Origin of the sequence: Burkholderia sp. Se-20373, assembly GCF_017104705.1 — a bacterium.
Taxonomy (GTDB): Bacteria; Pseudomonadota; Gammaproteobacteria; order Burkholderiales; family Burkholderiaceae; genus Burkholderia.
The window spans coordinates 1-18,254 of sequence record NZ_JAAGPH010000151.1 but is presented as its reverse complement, the minus strand read 5'-3'; the positions used below and the strand labels follow the sequence as shown (position 1 = coordinate 18,254).

Sequence of the window (18,254 nt, the reverse complement as noted above, 5' to 3'; positions counted from 1 at the left end):
CGCTCGCGCCGCCTTCGGACACCGCGCCGAAGATCGGACCAGCCGCACCCGCCACGCCGCCGCTCGCGCCGACGCAAACCGCGCAGGTATCCGGCACCCCGATGCCGAACTCGCCCGCGCCGGTTCCGCAGATGCCTGGCGCGCCGCCGCCGTCGTCCCCGGCGCCGAACGCGCAGACGCCCGGCGCCCAGCTACCCGGCGAGCCGACCCAGCGATCGCAGGGGCCCGATGTCGAAGCGCCGAATGCCCAAGCGCCGAATCTGCGTACCGCCGACGTCGAGACCGTGCGCAACGACGTGTTCGGCCTCGCGGCGAGCGGCGGCGCGGTCAAGGCGCTCGATGAAGCGAAGGCCCGCCCCGATGCGTTCTCTGCCGTCGACATCGCGCAACTGGAAGAACTGTCGATTCGCCAGCAGGTGCGCGGCGGCCGCGACAAGTCGCGCTCGATGACGAGTGCCGACCGCTTCGACGGGATCGACAACGCGCTGCGCGCGGCAGACGATCTCGACAAGCGGATGCCGGCCACGCCCGAGTACACGCCGGTCAGGACCGCGCTCGCGGGCGACCGGACGGTCGCCCTTGCGGCGCGCGGCGACATGAAGCAGGCCGTCGCGACGTTCGAGACGATTCCGTCCAACGCGGAAATTTCGATCGACGCGCTGGCGGCCGTGGGCGACGCCTACCTGTACCTGAGCGAACCGGGCAAGGCGAATGCCGTGTACCAGCGTGCGCTGAAGCAGGCGACCGCGTCGCCGACGGATCGCGCGACCCGCGGCTTCCAGTACGGCGAGCGCACGCGTCCGATCGAACTGCGCGAAGGGCTGTTCTGGTCGTACGTCGACCAGGGACGCGCGGCGGACGCAAAGCAGGCGCTCGACGACATGGGCGCGTCGCTGCCGCCGGCCAAGCAGGTGACCAACGTCGGTCCGGGAGAAAGCGACTATCTGCGCTACTACCGGCTGCGTGCGCAATACCTGGTCTTCACGGGTCACCCCGATGAAGGGATCGCCGCACTCGAAGAACTCGAGAAGGAGGTGCCGTTCAACGCGGAGGTTCGCGCCGCGCACGCCGACGCGGTGTCGGGCCAGTCTCACCCGCGCCAGGCGATCGCGATGTATCGCGCGTCGCTGACCGACCACCCCGACAGCGTCGAGATGCTCGCGGGCCTCGGTCGCGCATCGCTCACGGCCGACGACTACGCGACCGCGAAGTACGTCGACCAGACGCTGGACAACACCTTCCCGGACAGCGGCGCCGTGCGGGGCTTCAAGCGCGACTACAACGCGTACCGCAGCCCGGTGTTCACCACCGACCTGAGCTTCGAGCACGGCAACAGCGCACTGGCCGACAACAGCTTCACGTCGGACAGCTACCTCTATTCGCAACCGTTCGGCGACAACTGGCGGGTCTTCGCGCACACGTTCTACGGCCATGCGCAAACCGACAGCGGCAGCGTCAGCCGCACGCGCACGGGCATCGGCGGCGACTACCGGCACGGGCCGCTCACCGTGCAGGGCGAAGTCACACGCTCGCTCGGCGGCGACGGACGCACGGGCGGCCGCGGATCGATCGCGTACGCGCTGAACGACTACTGGACGGTCAGCGGCGGACTCGACTCCAACGACAACTCGCTGCCGTGGAAGGCGTATGCCGCGCACATCTGGGGCCGCTCGGCGAACGTGTCGGTCGTGTATCGCCAGAACGACCGTCGCGAGGTCAAGCTGAGCTACGGCGTGAGCCGCTACAGCGATTCGAACTTCCACCAGGAGATTTCGGCGACCGCCACGCAGCGCGTGTACACGACCGCCAACCAGCAGGTCAACGTATCGCTCGATCTCGGCACCGACAGCAACACGCGCACGGACGCGCCGTACTTCAGCCCGGGCCGCGACTACGCGGCCGCGGCGACCGTCATGCACCAGCTGACGCTGTGGAAGAAGGGTGACATGGGGCTGCAGCAGCGCGTCTCGGTATCCGGCGGCATGTACAACGAGCGCGGCTTCGGCACCAGCGCCCTGTGGAGCGCGCGTCTCGAGCACGCATGGACGTTCAAGCACGACATCACGCTGAGCTATGGCGTGGAGGTCAGCAGCCACGCGTACGACGGCCAGCGCGAACGCTCCGAAACCGGCTTCATGTCGGTCAACCTGCCGTTCTAGCAAGGAGATCGAGCCATGCTGCAATCCCGACGGACCTTCATGTGTGGATGCATGGGCGCATTTGCCGCCTGTTCGCTGTTTCCGGGCGTGACCAACGCCAGGATGATCGACCTGCTTCCGCCGTCCGATCCGGCCGACGGCAAGACGTTTCGCGTGATCTGCATGCATGACGTGCGCGACAACCTGATGGCGACGTTCAACTCCGGTACGGCGATGGTCGACGCGTTCGCGGTCGATACCGGCACGCTGACCGCCATCTTCTCGTGGCTGCAGACCAACAACTACCACACCATCACGGTCAGGCAGATCGAGGAGTCGCGGCACGGCGGCAAGCCGCTGCCGCCGCGCTCGGTACTGCTCACGTTCGACGACGGCTTTCGCAGCCACTACACGAAAGTGCTGCCGCTGCTCGAGCGCTTCAAGTATCCGGCGGTGATGGGCCTCGTCACCGCATGGATCGACACCCCGCCGGATACGCCGATCCGCCTCAGCGACAAGGTTCAGGTGCCGCGCGACTATTTCCTGTCGTGGGACGAGGTGAAGAAGCTCGGCCAGTCGGAGTTCGTCGAGCTCGGCTGCCACACCCACAACCTCCATCACGGCGCGGTCGCGAATCCGCAGGGCAACGAATTGCCGGCGACCACGTCGCATCTCTACCTGCAAGACCAGAAGCGCTACGAAACCGACGCCGAATTCCACGCACGCGTGCACGACGACCTGCAGACTTGCGTGCGGCAGATCCGCGAACGCACGGGCATCGTCGCACGGTCGATGGTGTGGCCGTACGGCGCGGAAAACCAGCCGGTGCGCCAGATCTCGACGTCGCTCGGGATGGACATCCAGTTCAGTCTCGATGCCGGCCCGAATACGCCGGACGTGCCGCTGGACCGGTTGCGGCGGATCCTGATGATGTACGACGTCGACATCGGCGGGTTCGAGCGCTCGATGCGCGAGCCGGCGTCGAACCGCGGCGACGTCGATGTGCCCGAGCGCACTGTGCAGGTCGATCTCGACCAGGTCTACGATCCGGACCCCGCGCGGCAGGAAGCGAATCTCGGCAAGCTGATCGAACGCATCTACCGGATGCAGCCGAAATCGGTGTACCTGCAAGCGTATGCGGACCCGAAAGGCACGGGCGTGGCCGAATCCGTGTATTTCCCGAACCGGCACCTGCCGATGCGCTCCGACCTGTTCTCGCGCGCCGCATGGCAGCTCAACACGCGCGCCAACGTGCAGGTGTATGCATGGATGCCGGTGCTCGCGTTCCGGCCGCCGGCCGACAAGCTGCGCGGGCTCGAGGCCGTGAGCGCCTACGGCGGCGCGCCGGCCCGCGAGAACGGCACGCGCACGTTCCGGCTGAGCCCGTTCGATCCGGATGCGCGGCTGATGATCCAGCAGGTCTACGAGGATCTCAGCAAGCACGCGTCGTTCAGCGGCATCCTGTTCAGCGACGACGCGGTGCTCGACGACTACGAGGATGCGGGCCGGCACGCGCAGCGCATCTATTCGCAGTGGGGGCTGCCGGCCGACGTCGGCAAGATCCGCGAGAACCCCGACCTGCTGAAGCGCTGGACCCGGCAGAAGTCGCGCTACCTGATCGACCTGACCAGGCAGCTGGAGCAGATCGTGCTGGCCCATCAGAACGTGGGCGACGTGCTGACCGCGCGCAACATCTTCGCGATGCCGGTGCTCAAGCCCGAATCGGAAGCGTGGTACGCGCAGAACTACGACGATTTCCTCGCGACCTACGACTACGTCGCACTGATGGCGATGCCGTACATGGAGCAGGCGAAGGATCCCGAAGGCTGGCTGGACCAGCTCGTGAAAGCCGTGCACGCGAAGCAGCGCGGCCTGCAGCGCACCGTGTTCGAACTGCAGTCGTACGACTGGCACGCACGGAAGCCGGTGCCGGCCAGCACGCTGCTCGCGCAGATGCGGCGGCTGCGCAGCGAAGGCGCGGTGAATTTCGGCTACTACCCGGACAACTTCCTGAACGGACAGCCGGAACTCGACGCGATGCGCGACGTGATGTCGCTGAAGTCCCGCCTCGACCCGACCTCGATCAACGCGCTGATGCAACAACATACGCAGGGGACGAAGACGCCATGACCACCCACAGCATCATCCAGCGCCTGCAGGATTTCGTCTTCTACTACCCGTTCTTCATGTCGTACCTGTGGATGATCGGCGGCGTCGTGCACTACTTCCTGCTCGAGGAAGGCCGCGAGCTGTCCACGCGGACGATCGCGTCGAGCGGCATTCCGAAGATCTCGATCGTCGTGCCCTGCTTCAACGAAGCCGCGAACGCGCGCAGCGTGATCAGCCACCTGGACCGGATGCAGTATCCGAACTACGACATCATCGCGGTCAACGACGGCAGCCAGGATCGCACCGGCGAGATCCTCAACGCGCTGGCCGTCGAGATCCCGCGGTTGCTAGTGATCCATCACGCGCGCAACGAAGGCAAGGCGGTCGGGCTCACGACCGCGGCGGCCGTGTCGAACGCGGAATACCTGCTCTGCATCGACGGCGATGCGCTGCTCGCGCACGACGCGATCGGCTGGATGCTCGAGCATTTCCTGACCGATCCGGGCGTCGGCGCCGTGACCGGCAACCCGCGCATCCGCACGCGCACGTCACTGCTCGGCCGCATGCAGGTCGGCGAATTCTCGTCGATCGTCGGGCTGATCAAGCGCACGCAGCAGGTGTACGGCCGCATCTTCACGGTATCCGGCGTGATCACGATGTTCCGCAAGACCGCGCTCGCCGACGTCGGCTACTGGAGTTCGGACATGCTGACCGAGGACATCGACATCAGCTGGAAGCTGCAGTGCCGCGACTGGCGCGTCGTGTACGAGCCGCACGCGCTGAGCTGGATCCTGATGCCCGAGACGGTGAAGGGCCTGTACCGGCAGCGGTTGCGCTGGTCGAAGGGCGGCATCCAGGTGCTGATGAAGTACGCGGGCACGCTCGCGCGGCCGACGCAGATGATGATGTGGCCGCTGTTCGCCGAGTACCTGATCGGCATCGCATGGGCGTACTCGATGTCGTTCATCCTGCTGCTCGCGCTCATCAATGTCGTGTACCCGCTGCCGCAAGACTGGCACGTATCGGTCGTGCCGCACTGGCACGGCATGCTGCTGGTCGCCACCTGCATCCTGCAACTGATCATCGGCAGCATGATCGATCGTCGTTACGACGAGAAACTCCTGATGTATTTCCTGGACACCATCTGGTATCCCGTCGCCTTCTGGCTGATCAGCATGATCACCACCGTCGTCGCCCTGCCAGCCATCGTGCTGCGGGGCCGCGGCAAGCGGGCCGTATGGGTCAGCCCCGACCGAGGCATTCAACATGAAGAACGCACCGATTATTGACCTTTCCCTGCGCGCACCGCGCGAACTGATCGCCGAGCGCGGCCGCATCATCGGGTCCGTGCTGACCATCTGGTTCCGGCTCCTGCGGCCGGCGCTGGTGGGCGCCGTGTGGGCATCGATCTGCATCTACACGTACCGCTACCTGCTGCCGTTCAATCCGGCCGAGATGCCGATCGAACAGATGGTGTTCTACGCGACCAGCATCGCGCTCATCGCGGGCACCATCGTCATGTGGCTGATCGCCGGACGCGTCGTGCATCCGCTGGCCTACCGGCTGCGCGTGTCGAAGATGCTGCGGCGCTCGGCCAGCGCGAAGGTGCGCTCGGTGCCGCCGACCGTGCTGGCAAGCGCCCGCCGGCGCGGCGCGCGGCGCACGACGCGCATTCTCGTCGCGTCGCACGACGCGAACGGCTCGATTTCCGACATCGAATGGGTAGCCCACGCGGGGCCGCAGCCCCGCGAGTAGGTCAGCGGAGACGCGCCGCTGCGCACGGGGATGTCATTCGTGCGACGCGGCGCCGCTCCAGATACCGTGCTGCCGCACTTCGCCGGCAGCACGGCAACCTTTTGTGGACGAGGTGAATCATGTGCGGAATCGTCGGAGCAAGCGGCCTGAACAATCAGGTGCCGCAACTGGTCAATGCGCTGAGCAGGCTCGAGTATCGCGGCTACGATTCGTGCGGCATTGCCGTACAGGACGACGGCCGCCTGCGCAGCGAACGCACGTTGCGGCGCGTGACCGACCTGCAGGCCCGCGTGCTGACGCTCGGCCTCGAAGCGCAGACCTGCATCGCGCATACGCGCTGGGCAACCCACGGCGCACCGTCCGAAATGAACGCGCATCCGATCATGTCGGGCGACACGATCGCGGTCGTGCACAACGGCATCATCGAGAACCACGACGCGCTGCGCGTGGAGCTGCGGGAGCGCGGCTATACGTTTCGCGGCCAGACCGACACCGAGGTGATCGCGCACCTGATCCACAGCCTCTATCGCGACGACCTGTTCGACGCGGTCGTGCGCGCCGTCAAGCGGCTGCACGGTGCGTACGCGATCGCGGTGCTGAGTGCGAAAGAGCCGCAGCGCCTCGTCGCCGCACGCGCCGGCTCGCCGCTCGTGATCGGCATCGGCGCCGAACAGAACTACCTCGCGTCGGACTGCGCGGCGCTCGGCGACCTGACCGACCGCTTCGTCTACCTGGAAGACGGCGACGTCGCGCTGATCACGCCGGACCGGATCGCCGTGGTCGACTCGGGCGGGCACGAGGCCCAGCGCCCGCTGTGCCAGGTGAAGGCGCGCGAAGGCGACGCCGCGCTCGGCCCGTACCAGCATTTCATGCAGAAGGAGATCTTCGAGCAGCCGAAGGCGATCGCCAGCACGCTTGACGGCATCGACACGATTTCGCCGGCGTTGTTCGACGCGACCGACGACACGCGCGCGCTGCTGTCGCGAGTGAGGAACGTGCTGCTGCTCGGCTGCGGCACCAGCTACTACGCGGGGCTGACCGCGAAGTACTGGCTGGAGGCCATCGCGGGCGTGCCCGCCCAGGTCGAGATCGCCAGCGAATTCCGCTACCGCGAGACGGTGCCCGATCCGCGCACGCTCGTCGTCGGCATTTCGCAATCGGGCGAGACGGCCGACACGATCGGCGCGATCGAGCAGGCGCGCGACATGGGTCAGGCACTGTCGATGGCGATCTGCAACGTGGCGACCAGCACGATCGCGCGCAACGCGCCGCTGCGGTTCCTGACGCGGGCCGGCATCGAGCTCGGGGTCGCGTCGACCAAGGCGTTCACCACGCAGCTCGTCGCGCTGTTCGTGCTGACGCTGACGCTCGCGCAGCTGCGCGGCCGGCTCGACGCGAAGCAGGTCGCGCTGCACCTGAAGCAGCTGCATGCGCTGCCCGAGCGCATCGGCCACGCACTCGCGCTCGAAACGCAGATCATGGGCTGGGCCACGAAGTTCGCACGCACCGAGAACGCGCTGTTCCTCGGGCGCGGCATTCATTTCCCGATCGCGATGGAAGGGGCGCTGAAGCTCAAGGAGGTGTCGTACATCCACGCGGAAGGCTATGCGGCCGGCGAACTGAAGCACGGCCCGCTCGCGCTCGTCACGAGCGCGATGCCGGTCGTCACGATCGCGCCGGACGACCGCCTGTTCCAGAAGCTGAAATCCAACATGGCCGAGGTACGCGCGCGCGGCGGACGGCTCTACGTGCTGGCCGGCGACCAGCTCGGGATCGACGCCGACCGCGACACGCACCTGATCCGCGTGCGCGAATCGGGCGACGTGCTGTCGCCGATCGTCAACGTGATTCCGCTGCAACTGCTCGCCTATCACGTCGGCTGCGCGCGCGGCGCCGACGTCGACAAGCCGCGCAACCTCGCGAAATCGGTGACCGTCGAATGAAGCGGCGAACGCGCCCGGCACCGGCGGTCGCGCAGTGTGTAGCGGCCGCGCTGTGCGGCGCATGCGGCATCGTCATGGCGATGCCGCCCGCCTTCGCCGCCACGCCGGCCGTGCATACGGTCACCGTGCAGGGCGCCCCTTCATCTCACCCGGCCGTCGATCCGCGCAGCTTCATGCACGGCATCGGCGTGGCCGACGCCGGCAACGGCAAGCGCTGGGTGTTCTTCAGCAGCTCGGGTGTCGTGCCGCGCGGCGCGATGCGCGGCGGCAGCTGGCCGCATGACGTGTACGTCGGCGAATGGCTGCCCGGCAAGCCGAACCTGCTGCACGTCCACACGTTCATCAGCCGCCCCGAGGCGCAGGAGCCCGTGTCGATCGCGCAGAACGCGCGCGGCGACATCTTCGTCACGTTCGAGGACGGCTGGAATGCGCCGCAGGAAGTCAGCCAGCGCTACGGCGTCTACCGCCGGGACCTGAAGCCGATCAAGCCCTACCCGAACGACGTCGAATCGGGCGGCCACTCGGGGCATGTCGCCACGGCGGCCGACCGCTTCGTCGTGTTCTATTCGGCCGACTGGGTCGACGGCGGCGGCGTCGACAACCTCGGCACCGGCAACGGCGTGTACGTGAAAACCTATGACGCGGCCGGGCGCGTGCTGAACCATGTCGCGGTCGTGCCGCACCGCCGCGAGTGGTGGCCCGTCGTCGCGGGCTCGCCGCATACGGCGCTGCTCGTGTGGCAGAAATACATCGAAGGCAGCACGGACGCGACGCTCGAATACGCGATGTTCGACCCGGTCACGGCGAAGCTGGACAAGCGGGGGACGCTGAACGACGCGATCCAGTATTACGTGTATTCGTCGGCTTACGTGCAGGAGATCGACCGCTTCATCGTCGTCACGACGACGGCGGACGATCGCGGCGTCGCGATGCTGATCGCGCCGGACGGCCGCCGCACGGCGACGCTCGACTGCCTGCCGGCGTCGGTGCGCGAATCCGGCATCGGGGTGTCCGGCACGCATGCGTACGTACCGATCCGCGACGGGCGGCTGCTGACGCTGGCGCTCGGGCCGTCGGACATTTCAGCGAGCGGCGTGCAGCGTTCGCCGATTCCGTGGGGGTTGACCGGTATCGCCGGCTTTCCGGGGAGCGGCACCGCGATGCATTTCGTGTCGCTGACGCCGTCGGGCACACGCGAAGCCGATTTCGAACCGGCGCACGAAACGCCGTTGCCGAAGCGCGAAGTGCCTTGTTCGAGTCATTGACAGTGGCTCTGTAGCGAGATCGCCGTGGACGCGGCGGGCCGGCATGCGCTCACCCCGGGCCGGGCCGTCGCCGCGCCTCTTCCGCCTCTTCCGCTCCTTCGGGCTCAATCCACGCCGCGTGATGTCGCATCCTTCCCTCTCACGACCCGACCGCCAGGCGCGCTGCCGCCAGCCTGTCCGATCATGACCGGCCACCCGCTTCCCGCGCCGCAGTCGCCAGCGCCGCGCGTACCGGATAGACTGTCGCCCGATTCCTTCCATCGGCCGCGGCGCCCGCCTCCTGTCGCCGCCGGAACGCCCTTTCCCGGAGAACGAATGCTGAAGCGCCGGTGGTTTTCGCTTTTGCTGCTGACGATTTGCCTGATCGGACAACGCGCGTCGGCCCAGTCCGCGCTTGAACTCGAGACCGACGGCACGGCCCGCGCCCTCACCCGGCAGACGCTGCTCGCGCGCCCCGATGCCGCCGACATCCACGTGCCGCGCGACATCGCGTACGGCCGGCCGATGACGTTCCGCGCGGTGCCGTTCGCCGACCTGCTCGGCGACAGCCTGCCGGCCGACGGGGTGCTCGAAACCCGTGCCGCCGACGGCTTCGCCGCGCAACTGCCGCTGGATCTCGTGCGCCGCCACCCACCGGCCGGCGCCATCCCGTGGCTCGCGATCGAGGATCCGGCGCATCCGTGGCCGAAGCTGCCCGGCAAGCAGGTCAGTGCCGGGCCGTTCTACCTGGTCTGGCTCGGGCCGGACGCGTCGTCGGTGCGCGGCGAGCAGTGGCCGTACCAGATCGTGCGCGTCACGATTGAGTCGTCGCCGCTCGCGCGCTGGCCGTCGCTCGCCGTCGATGCCACGTTGCCCGCGAACGATCCGGCTCGCGCGGGCCAGCGCCTGTTCGTCACGCAATGCCTCGCATGCCACCGCCTCGACGGCGCGGGCAGCAGCCATGCCGGCCCCGACCTGAACACGCCGATGAACCCGGTCGACTACTTCCAGCCGGCCGCGCTGCGCCGCTATATCCGCAACCCGGCGTCGGTGCGCGACTGGCCGGGCCGCAGCATGCCGGCATTTCCGCCCGACCAGCTGAGCGACCGCGAACTCGACCAGATCGTCGCGTATCTCGCTTATATGGCGCGGCGCAAGGCCGCTCAGTAACGCGCGGCTGAATCGAATGACTCGAGGAAGATTGATGACGTCAGGCGACACGCTGTTCACCATCGCACCGATCGATGCCGCGCAGACGCACCCGCTCCGGGCGATGATCCTGCTGAATGGCGATCTGGATGCGAGCGCACTGGCCGGCGACCTTGCGCCGACGACGCTGCACGTCGGCGTACGTGATTCGTCGGGCATCGTCGCCGTTGCGTCGATCTGCGAGGAGGTGCGCGAAGACGATCCTGCGCGACCGGCGTGGCGGCTGCGCGGAATGGCCGTCCATCCTGCCGTCCGTGGCATGGGCTTCGGGCGTGTGCTGGTGCAGGTCTGCGTACGGCACGCGGAAGCACACGGGGCCGCACTCGTGTGGTGTACGGCACGCGAATCCGCGTACCGGTTCTATGAAAAACTCGGCTTCGCAGCCGATGACGCGACGATCACGATTCCGGAGCGCACCGATCTCGCGTTCCATGTGATGCGGCGGTATATCGGTCGGCATTCGCCGGGCGCCTGACGACGCAACCCGCGCGTTCGCATCGTCAGGCATTGACCGGCGTAGCCTGGCGCAGATTCTCCCGCCGGACCATCGCCGTCACACTCCGGTTCAGCGTTCCTGCGCGCTCCGCAGCACCGCACGCAACAGCACGTCGGCGCCCGCCGCCGCCCACTCGGGCGTAATCGCTTCGGCTTCGTTGTGGCTCAGCCCGTCGACGCACGGGACGAAGATCATCCCCGTCGGCGCAACGCGCGCGACATAGCACGCGTCATGACCGGCGCCGGACACGATATCCATGTGCGACAGCCCGAGCGCCTGGGCCGCCTCACGCACCGTGTCGATGCAGCGCGGCGCGAATGGAATCGGCGCATACGTGAAGATCTGCTCGATCTGCGCGCCGAGGCCCGTTTCGTCGGCGACACGTGCGAGTTCCGCGCGAAGCGCCGCGTCCAGTTCGTCGAGCACCGCATCGTCGGGGTGGCGAAACTCGACAGTGAAGAAACAGCCGCCCGGCACGGTATTACGCGAGTTCGGCCGCGCCTCGATCATCCCCACGGTCGCCCGGGCGTACGGCGCGTAACGGCGGCCGAGCACGTCGACGAACGAGATCATCCGTGCGGCGCCGACCAGCGCATCGCGACGGAATTCCATCGGCGTCGTGCCCGCATGCGCGTCGACACCGGTGAGCGTCACCTCGTACCAGCGCTGCCCCTGCCCGGCCGTCACGACGCCGATCGTCTTGCCGGCCCGTTCGAGAATCGCGCCCTGTTCGATATGCAGCTCGTACGCCGCATGCACCGGATAGCCGCCGACGGGCTCGGCGCCCGCGTAGCCGATCCGCGCCAGTTCCTCGCCGATCGTCCTGCCTGCGCCATCGGTGCGCGACAGCCCGTATTCGAGCGTATAGACGCCCGAGAACACGCCGGCCGACACCATCGCCGGCGCGAAGCGCGAGCCTTCCTCGTTGGTCCAGATCACGACGTCGATCGGGCGCTCGGTCTCGATGCCCGCGTCGTTCAGCGCGCGCACGACCTCGAGCCCGCCGAGCACGCCGTAGATGCCGTCGTAGCGGCCGCCCGTCGGCTGCGAATCGGCGTGCGAGCCGGTCATGACCGGCGCGGCGTCGGGGTTGCGCCCCGAGCGGCGCGCGAACACGTTGCCCATCCGGTCCACGCGCACCGTGCAGCCGGCGTCTTGCGCCCATTGCACGAACAGGTCGCGCGACTCGCGATCGAGATCGGTCAGCGCGAGGCGGCAGACGCCGCCCTTCGGCGTCGCACCGATCTGCGCCATCCGGTCGAGCGACGCCCACAGGCGGTCGCCGTCGACGCGCGGTGCGCTCACGCGCTCAACCACTACGTTGTCGTCACGCATCGCCGTTCTCCGGCGCGGCTTGCAGCGCGTAGCGGAAATCGCAGCGCTTGCCGCCCTGCATGATCGTGCTCGTCCGCGTGAGCGCGATGTCCGGCGCATAGCCCTGGATGAAATAGCTGTCGCGCGCGCAGCTCAGCAGGTGCCCGATCTCGCCGAGCCCCATCGCGTGATACATCTCCGCGTAGCTGCAGCGATGCACGTCGTAGTCGTAATGCGCGTCGTCCGCGCGCCGCACCTCGACGTCGAGCGCATCGTCCTTCTCCCACAGCACCTGCAGCGCGATGAACGACTTCACGCTCGTGCCATCCGGTTCCTGCGCCGCGAACGTGCGGCCGGCGTCGACCGCCGCGCCGCGCACGGCTTCCGCGATCACGGCCTGCGCGCGCTCGGCGCCGAACTCGCGCTTCATGATCTCGTAGATCGGCTTGATGATTTCCGCTTCGATGCGGCGCCGCGCGAGGATCCCGAGGCGCGTGTCCTCGGGTGCGGCGGCGGATGTCTGGGTGGCTTCGGTCATGGGGATCGTCTTGGTTGTCTTATCGCTGTGTCGTGCTGGGTCGCGATGGGTCGTTTACTTGGTCGCGGTGCGCGAGCCGCCGAGCACGTCGACGACGGTCCACTTGCCGCCGCGCACCTGGTAGATCGTGAAAGCCGGATCCTTCAGGTTGCCTGCGTTGTCGAACGCGATCCGCCCCGTCACGCCGGGCCGGTCGATCGCGCGCACCGCCGCGACCAGTTTCGCCGGCTGCGTCGTACCGGCCTTCTGCGCGGCCGCGATCAGCGTGGCGGCCGCGTCGTACGCGAACGGCGCATGCAGCTCGATCGGGGCGCGGAAGCGCGTCTGGTATTGCGTGTCGAACGCCTTGCCGCCCGGCATCCGGTCGAGCGGCAGGCCCGGTTCGAGCGCGGTCACGCCGTCGCCGTCCTTGCCGGCCAGCGACAGGAAGGTCTGGCTCACGAAGCCGCCCGCGCCGAGCAGCGGCGCGTTCACGCCGAGCTGACGCATCCGGCGCGAGATCGGCGCGGCCTGCGCGTCGAGGCCGCCGAAGAACACGAGGTCCGCGCGCTTGCCCTTGATCGCGGTCAGCACGCCGCTGAAGTCGGTCGTCTTGTCGTTCACGTACTGGCGATCGACGATCGTGCCGCCGTTCGCCTGCACGCCCTTGATGAACTGGTCGGCCAGGCCCGAGCCGAATGACGTGCGATCGTCGATCACCGCGATACGCTTCGCCTTCAGCGTCTTCACCGCGTACGCGCCGGTGAAATTGCCGCCCGCATCGTCGTGGCCCATGATGCGGAAGGCCGTCGCGTAGCCCTGCTGCGTGTATTGATGGCCGGTGGACGCCGGCGCGATCTCCGGGATGCCCGCATCGCGGTAGACGCGCGACGCCGGCACGCTGCAGCCCGTGTTCCAGTGGCCGACGACGCCGATCACGTGCTGGTCGACGAGCTGCTGCGCAACCGCGACGGCCGTGCGCGGATCGGATTGATCATCGGCCGCGACGAGCTTGTAGACGACCGGCTTGCCGCCGATGGTCGGATGCTTCGCGTTCGCGTCGTCGATCGCGAGTTGCGCGCCGTTCTGCAGATCCTTGCCGATCCGCGCGGACGGGCCGGTGAGCGGCGCGGCGAGACCGATCAGGATGGTCTGCGGCGCGGATTGTGCGAACGCGGGAACGGAGGCGACCAGGGCGGCCGCCGAGAATGCGAGGCTGGCGGGGAGAAAAGCGATTTTCATGTGTGGGGGACCGGTGAATCGAATCAAAACATGAAAAATATTAAATATTCAGTACCCAAACCCCAAATATCCAATTGTTGGATGCTTATGCCGTTCCCGACACATTAACGCATACCACTGTAAACACGGGATATTTTTGTGTTGTCGCTTACCCTGACTTTTCGATAAAATTCGACACATGAAAAATATCGAACAATTACCGCACGATCCGCCGCTGCGCGCGGTGCGTGCGTTCGAAGCATTCGCGCGTCTCGGGTCGGTCACCGCGGCGGCGGGCGAGCTCGACATCACGCCGTCGGCGGTCAGCCATCAGCTGCAACTGCTCGAAGCGTTCATCCAGACGCCGCTGACGGTGCGCGAGGGCCGGCTGCTTGCGCTCACGGACGAAGGCCGCGACTACTACCGCTCGATCAGCGCCGCGTTCTCGGTGCTGCGCAGCGCGACGCGCTTCGTGCGCGACCGCTCGTCGCTGCGGCAGATCACCGTCAGCCTGATTCCGCTGCTCGGCATCGGCTGGTTCATTCCGCGGCTGCACGCGTTCCTGGCCGACAACACGGACGTCGACGTGACCGTGCTGTACGCGCATCACCGCAACTACCGCAGCGATGCATCGGACCTGTCGATCCGCTTCGGCACCGGCGACTGGCCCGGCTACCGCTGCGAGCGGCTGCTGCCGGGCGCGATGGTGCCGATGTGCAGCCCGTCGTTCCTGAAACGCCACGGGCCGTTCCGCACGCCGGCCGATCTCGCGCGCGCCCCGCTCGTGCACGACGAGGATCGCAGCACCTGGGTCAACTGGCTGCAGGGCGCGGGCGTCAAGCATGTGTCGCATGCGGTGGGGCCGATGTTCGAGGACGGCCAGCTCACGCTGAGCGCCGCGCGCGCGGATCTCGGCGCAGCCTTGCTGCGCGCGCCGCTGGTGGCGCGTGAACTGGCGAATGGCGAACTCGTGAAGCTGTTCGATCACGCGCTCGACGACGGGCGCGATTACTACCTGTGCACCCGCGAGGACGCGGACATGCCGGATGGAGCCAGGCGGCTGGCGGCGTGGTTGAGGAAGATGGCGGGGATTTGAGCGGAGCGCGAAGGCGCCGCTCCGACAACCGGCCGAATCGGGGAACCGCATTCGCACCGGACGTGCCGCGCACTTGCACTTGGCCGACCGGATCGCCACGATGGCCGTGTCCCGTCACGGAGGTTGAAATGAACAGAATTCCAGTCGATCTATCGGATGACCAACATGCCGCGTTGACCCGCATCGCCACGCACCAGGACAGATCCTCAGCCGAGGTCGTCCGGGACGCGATCGACGCCTACATCGCGCTACGGAACCAGACACTTGCTGACAATGTATTCGGCCTCTGGAAGGGGTGCAATGCCGTCACCCAGGAAGACTTGCGCTCGGAGTGGTGAACGCCCCCCCCGGACGCCCATCGCTGCCGCCTGGAGTCGATCCACCGCGGCTTTTGACTTCCTGCGCATTCCCGCTCGCCGCATCTCCGCCCGGTTACCGCTCGTCCACGCACCCGCGCGTCAATGACCTCCCCTGCACACCCCACCCAATCAAGGGCCGGAAGCAGATAGAAATTCCCGATGCCCCGGATTGAAACAAGCAATTTCACAAGGTCAGGGTGAACCCGGATACTGGCAACACTCCACTCACCACTGACGAAAAGGAATTGTCCAGATGCCGATCATCAACACCCAAATCAAGCCGTTCAAGGCAACCGCATACCACAATGGCGATTTCGTGCCCGTCTCGGAAGAGAACTTCAAGGGCAAGTGGTCCGTCGTCGTGTTCTACCCGGCCGACTTCACGTTCGTCTGCCCGACCGAGCTGGGCGACCTCGCCGACCGTTACGCGGAATTCCAGAAGCTGGGTGTCGAAATCTACGGCGTGTCCACCGACACGCATTTCACGCACAAGGCATGGCACGACACGTCGGACACGATCGGCAAGATCAAGTACCCGATGATCGGCGACCCGACCCTCACGCTGTCGCGCAACTTCGACGTGCTGATCGAGGAAGAAGGGATGGCCCTGCGCGGCACGTTCGTGATCAACCCGGAAGGCGAGATCAAGCTGTGCGAAATCCACGACAACGGCATCGGCCGTGACGCAGGCGAACTGCTGCGCAAGGTGCAGGCGGCGCAATACATCGCGGCGCACCCGGGTGAAGTGTGCCCGGCCAAGTGGACGCCGGGTGCGGAAACGCTGACCCCGTCGCTCGACCTGATCGGCAAGATCTGACGATCGCGCCGCGCGCCTCGCACGAGGCGCGCGAGCCTCCCGATGATGGGCCGCCGCGGCATGCGGCCCGCGCCCTCCTCCGGCACGACGTGCCCGACCAGAATCGTTAATACGGAATCCGAAACGCCATGCTCGACGCCAATCTCAAGAACCAACTCAAAGCGTACCTCGAAAAGATCACGCGCCCGATCCAACTCGTCGCCTCGCTCGACGACAGCGCGAAATCGCAGGAACTGCTGGCGCTGCTGAACGAGATTGCGTCGCTGACGGATCGCGTAACCGTAACCGAACGCCGCGACGACGCCGAGCGCAAGCCGTCGTTCTCGATCGGCGAGCCCGGCAAGCCGGCCGGCATCCGCTTCGCCGGCATCCCGATGGGCCATGAATTCACGTCGCTCGTGCTCGCGCTGCTGCAGACGGGCGGCCATCCGATCAAGCTCGACGACGACGTGATCGAACAGATCCGCGCGCTCGACGGCGACTACGCGTTCGAGACGTATTTCTCGCTGTCGTGCCAGAACTGCCCGGAAGTCGTGCAGGCGCTGAACGTGATGTCGCTGATCAACCCCCGCATCCGTCACGTCGCGATCGACGGCGCGCTGTTCCAGGGTGAAGTCGAGTCGCGCCAGATCATGGCCGTGCCGACGATGTTCCTGAACGGCGCGTCGTTCGGCCAGGGCCGCAGCAGCGTGAAGGAAATCCTCGCGAAACTCGATACGGGCGCCAGCGCACGTGCCGCGAAGTCGCTCGAGACCAAGCCGGTGTTCGATACGCTGATCGTCGGCGGCGGCCCGGCAGGCGCGGCGGCTGCGATCTACTCGGCGCGCAAGGGCATTGCGACGGGTGTCGTCGCCGAGCGTTTCGGCGGCCAGGTGCTCGACACAATGGCGATCGAGAACTTCGTGTCGGTGCAGGAAACCGAAGGGCCGAAGTTCGCGACCGCGCTCGAACAGCACGTGAAGCAATACGACGTCGACATCATGGACGTGCAGCGCGCCGACGCGCTGATTCCGGGCGACGTGCACCAGATCCGCCTCGCGAACGGCGCGGTGCTGAAGGCGAAGACGATCGTCCTCGCGACCGGCGCGCGCTGGCGCGAAATCAACGTGCCGGGCGAGCGCGAATACCGCAACCGCGGTGTCGCGTACTGCCCGCACTGCGACGGCCCGCTGTTCAAGGGCAAGCGTGTCGCGGTGGTCGGCGGCGGCAACTCGGGTGTCGAGGCCGCGATCGACCTCGCCGGCATCGTGAAGGAAGTCACGCTGATCGAATACGGCGCACAACTGCGCGCGGACGAAGTGCTGCAGCGCAAGCTGCGCAGCCTGCCGAACGTGACGATCGTCACGCAGGCGCAAACGACCGAGCTGACCGGCGACGGTAGCAAGCTGAACGGGCTCGTCTACAAGGATCTGCGCTCGGGCGACACGCAGCGCATCGAACTGGAAGGCGTGTTCGTGCAGATCGGCCTCGTGCCGAACACCGAATGGCTGAAGGGTACGGTCGAACTGTCGAAGCACGGCGAGATCGTCGTCGATGCGCGCGGCGCGACGTCGGTACCGGGCGTGTTCGCGGCCGGCGACGTGACGACGGTGCCGTTCAAGCAGATCGTGATCGCCGTGGGCGAAGGCGCGAAGGCATCGCTCGGCGCGTTCGACCACCTGATCCGCCAGGACGTGGCACCGGTGGCCGCCGCGCAGCCGCAGGCCGAGGAAGCGGTCGCCGCGTAACGCGCGTCAGCCCGTCGGCACAACAGTTTGTCTCTCTTGGCCCCGCATGCTTTGGTCGGCATGCGGGGTCCTTTTTATTCCGGAAGCGATGACGGTTACTTGGTCGCGGTCGGGCCGCCGTCCGCTGGCGCAGGCGCCGTCGACTTGAAGCTGCTCGACTGCCTGACCAGTTGCTCGGTCATCGCGGCCGGTACGCACGCGGCAACCCGCACGGCGTGAAGGCGGCCCGCTGCGTCGCGGGATCAAGCCGGCCGACGAACGGGCCGACAAGCGCGCGGACCAGACGGGCATGCCGCCTCTCGAGCAACA

Annotated in this window: 15 protein-coding genes and 1 pseudogene; 12 read left to right on the top strand and 4 right to left on the bottom strand. The window is 67.2% G+C overall.

Annotated features, from left to right (window positions below):
- The 8 genes from pgaA to G3N96_RS32120 all read left to right on the top strand — a co-directional run.
- On the top strand, positions 1–2,159 hold a 2,159-nt coding region (gene pgaA / locus G3N96_RS32155), incomplete at its 5' end, for a poly-beta-1,6 N-acetyl-D-glucosamine export porin PgaA (protein ID WP_206139694.1).
- A gap of 18 nt (positions 2,160–2,177) precedes the next feature.
- A complete protein-coding gene (gene pgaB, locus G3N96_RS32150) occupies positions 2,178–4,268 on the top strand; it encodes a poly-beta-1,6-N-acetyl-D-glucosamine N-deacetylase PgaB (RefSeq protein WP_206139695.1) in 2,091 nt (696 codons plus the stop codon).
- Positions 4,265–5,536 (top strand): poly-beta-1,6-N-acetyl-D-glucosamine synthase, encoded by a 1,272-nt coding sequence (pgaC, locus tag G3N96_RS32145; protein ID WP_206139693.1) that lies wholly within the window; start codon positions 4,265–4,267, stop codon positions 5,534–5,536. Before pgaB ends, pgaC begins: the two co-directional genes overlap by 4 nt.
- A complete protein-coding gene (locus G3N96_RS32140) occupies positions 5,514–6,002 on the top strand; it encodes a Biofilm PGA synthesis auxiliary protein PgaD (protein WP_124577514.1) in 489 nt (162 codons plus the stop codon). Before pgaC ends, G3N96_RS32140 begins: the two co-directional genes overlap by 23 nt.
- Positions 6,003–6,121: 119 nt before the next feature.
- On the top strand, positions 6,122–7,945 hold the full coding sequence (glmS, locus tag G3N96_RS32135; RefSeq protein ID WP_124577512.1) for a glutamine--fructose-6-phosphate transaminase (isomerizing): 1,824 nt from the start codon (positions 6,122–6,124) through the stop codon (positions 7,943–7,945).
- The gene (locus G3N96_RS32130) at positions 7,942–9,210 is read left to right on the top strand and encodes a hypothetical protein (RefSeq protein WP_206139692.1); all 1,269 of its coding nucleotides are present in this window, start codon (positions 7,942–7,944) and stop codon (positions 9,208–9,210) included. Before glmS ends, G3N96_RS32130 begins: the two co-directional genes overlap by 4 nt.
- Positions 9,211–9,525: 315 nt before the next feature.
- A complete protein-coding gene (locus tag G3N96_RS32125) occupies positions 9,526–10,359 on the top strand; it encodes a cytochrome c (protein ID WP_206139691.1) in 834 nt (277 codons plus the stop codon).
- A 34-nt stretch (positions 10,360–10,393) separates the two neighbouring features.
- Positions 10,394–10,873, top strand: a complete 480-nt coding sequence (locus G3N96_RS32120; protein WP_206139690.1) for a GNAT family N-acetyltransferase — start codon at positions 10,394–10,396, stop codon at positions 10,871–10,873.
- A 90-nt stretch (positions 10,874–10,963) separates the two neighbouring features.
- Here the strand turns inward: G3N96_RS32120 and G3N96_RS32115 are convergent, their stop codons facing one another.
- Genes G3N96_RS32115 through G3N96_RS32105 form a run of 3 tightly spaced genes read right to left on the bottom strand, consistent with a single transcriptional unit; the run spans position 10,964 to position 13,967 of the window.
- Complete coding sequence (locus G3N96_RS32115) at positions 10,964–12,229, bottom strand: Zn-dependent hydrolase (RefSeq protein WP_206139689.1); 1,266 nt, start codon at positions 12,227–12,229, stop codon at positions 10,964–10,966.
- A complete protein-coding gene (locus G3N96_RS32110; RefSeq protein WP_089432512.1) occupies positions 12,222–12,746 on the bottom strand; it encodes an L-2-amino-thiazoline-4-carboxylic acid hydrolase in 525 nt (174 codons plus the stop codon). Before G3N96_RS32110 ends, G3N96_RS32115 begins: the two co-directional genes overlap by 8 nt.
- Before the next feature lie 54 nt (positions 12,747–12,800).
- Positions 12,801–13,967 carry a branched-chain amino acid ABC transporter substrate-binding protein gene (locus tag G3N96_RS32105; RefSeq protein WP_206139688.1) on the bottom strand — a complete coding sequence of 389 codons (1,167 nt, stop codon included), beginning with the start codon at positions 13,965–13,967 and terminating at the stop codon, positions 12,801–12,803.
- Positions 13,968–14,145: 178 nt separating this feature from the next.
- Between G3N96_RS32105 and G3N96_RS32100 the strand changes: the two genes are divergently transcribed.
- The 4 genes from G3N96_RS32100 (at position 14,146) to ahpF (ending at position 17,945) form a co-directional block, all read left to right on the top strand.
- The gene (locus tag G3N96_RS32100; protein ID WP_124577499.1) at positions 14,146–15,042 is read left to right on the top strand and encodes a LysR substrate-binding domain-containing protein; all 897 of its coding nucleotides are present in this window, start codon (positions 14,146–14,148) and stop codon (positions 15,040–15,042) included.
- 128 nt (positions 15,043–15,170) lie between these two features.
- On the top strand, positions 15,171–15,380 hold the full coding sequence (locus G3N96_RS32095) for a ribbon-helix-helix protein, CopG family (RefSeq protein WP_206139687.1): 210 nt from the start codon (positions 15,171–15,173) through the stop codon (positions 15,378–15,380).
- A 274-nt stretch (positions 15,381–15,654) separates the two neighbouring features.
- On the top strand, positions 15,655–16,218 hold the full coding sequence (gene ahpC, locus G3N96_RS32090; protein WP_006488685.1) for an alkyl hydroperoxide reductase subunit C: 564 nt from the start codon (positions 15,655–15,657) through the stop codon (positions 16,216–16,218).
- 128 nt (positions 16,219–16,346) lie between these two features.
- Positions 16,347–17,945, top strand: coding sequence for an alkyl hydroperoxide reductase subunit F (ahpF, locus tag G3N96_RS32085; RefSeq protein WP_206139686.1), 1,599 nt, complete (start codon positions 16,347–16,349; stop codon positions 17,943–17,945).
- 95 nt (positions 17,946–18,040) lie between these two features.
- On the opposite strand, the pseudogene G3N96_RS39425 reads toward ahpF, so the two are convergent.
- Positions 18,041–18,139: pseudogene (locus G3N96_RS39425) on the bottom strand (extensin); the annotation flags it as partial.
- Between the last annotated feature and the right edge of the window lie 115 nt (positions 18,140–18,254).

Bases quoted from the DNA above. Each gene is read 5' to 3' on its own strand.
- ahpC (WP_006488685.1), top strand. From the start codon at position 15,655: ATGCCGATCATCAACACCCAAATCAAGCCGTTCAAGGCAACCGCATAC.
- G3N96_RS32130 (WP_206139692.1), top strand. From the start codon at position 7,942: ATGAAGCGGCGAACGCGCCCGGCACCGGCGGTCGCGCAGTGTGTAGCG.
- ahpF (WP_206139686.1), top strand. From the start codon at position 16,347: ATGCTCGACGCCAATCTCAAGAACCAACTCAAAGCGTACCTCGAAAAG.
- glmS (WP_124577512.1), top strand. From the start codon at position 6,122: ATGTGCGGAATCGTCGGAGCAAGCGGCCTGAACAATCAGGTGCCGCAA.
- G3N96_RS32095 (WP_206139687.1), top strand. From the start codon at position 15,171: ATGAACAGAATTCCAGTCGATCTATCGGATGACCAACATGCCGCGTTG.
- G3N96_RS32110 (WP_089432512.1), bottom strand. From the start codon at position 12,746: ATGACCGAAGCCACCCAGACATCCGCCGCCGCACCCGAGGACACGCGC.
- G3N96_RS32105 (WP_206139688.1), bottom strand. From the start codon at position 13,967: ATGAAAATCGCTTTTCTCCCCGCCAGCCTCGCATTCTCGGCGGCCGCC.
- G3N96_RS32100 (WP_124577499.1), top strand. From the start codon at position 14,146: ATGAAAAATATCGAACAATTACCGCACGATCCGCCGCTGCGCGCGGTG.
- pgaC (WP_206139693.1), top strand. From the start codon at position 4,265: ATGACCACCCACAGCATCATCCAGCGCCTGCAGGATTTCGTCTTCTAC.
- G3N96_RS32120 (WP_206139690.1), top strand. From the start codon at position 10,394: ATGACGTCAGGCGACACGCTGTTCACCATCGCACCGATCGATGCCGCG.
- G3N96_RS32125 (WP_206139691.1), top strand. From the start codon at position 9,526: ATGCTGAAGCGCCGGTGGTTTTCGCTTTTGCTGCTGACGATTTGCCTG.
- G3N96_RS32140 (WP_124577514.1), top strand. From the start codon at position 5,514: ATGAAGAACGCACCGATTATTGACCTTTCCCTGCGCGCACCGCGCGAA.
- G3N96_RS32115 (WP_206139689.1), bottom strand. From the start codon at position 12,229: ATGCGTGACGACAACGTAGTGGTTGAGCGCGTGAGCGCACCGCGCGTC.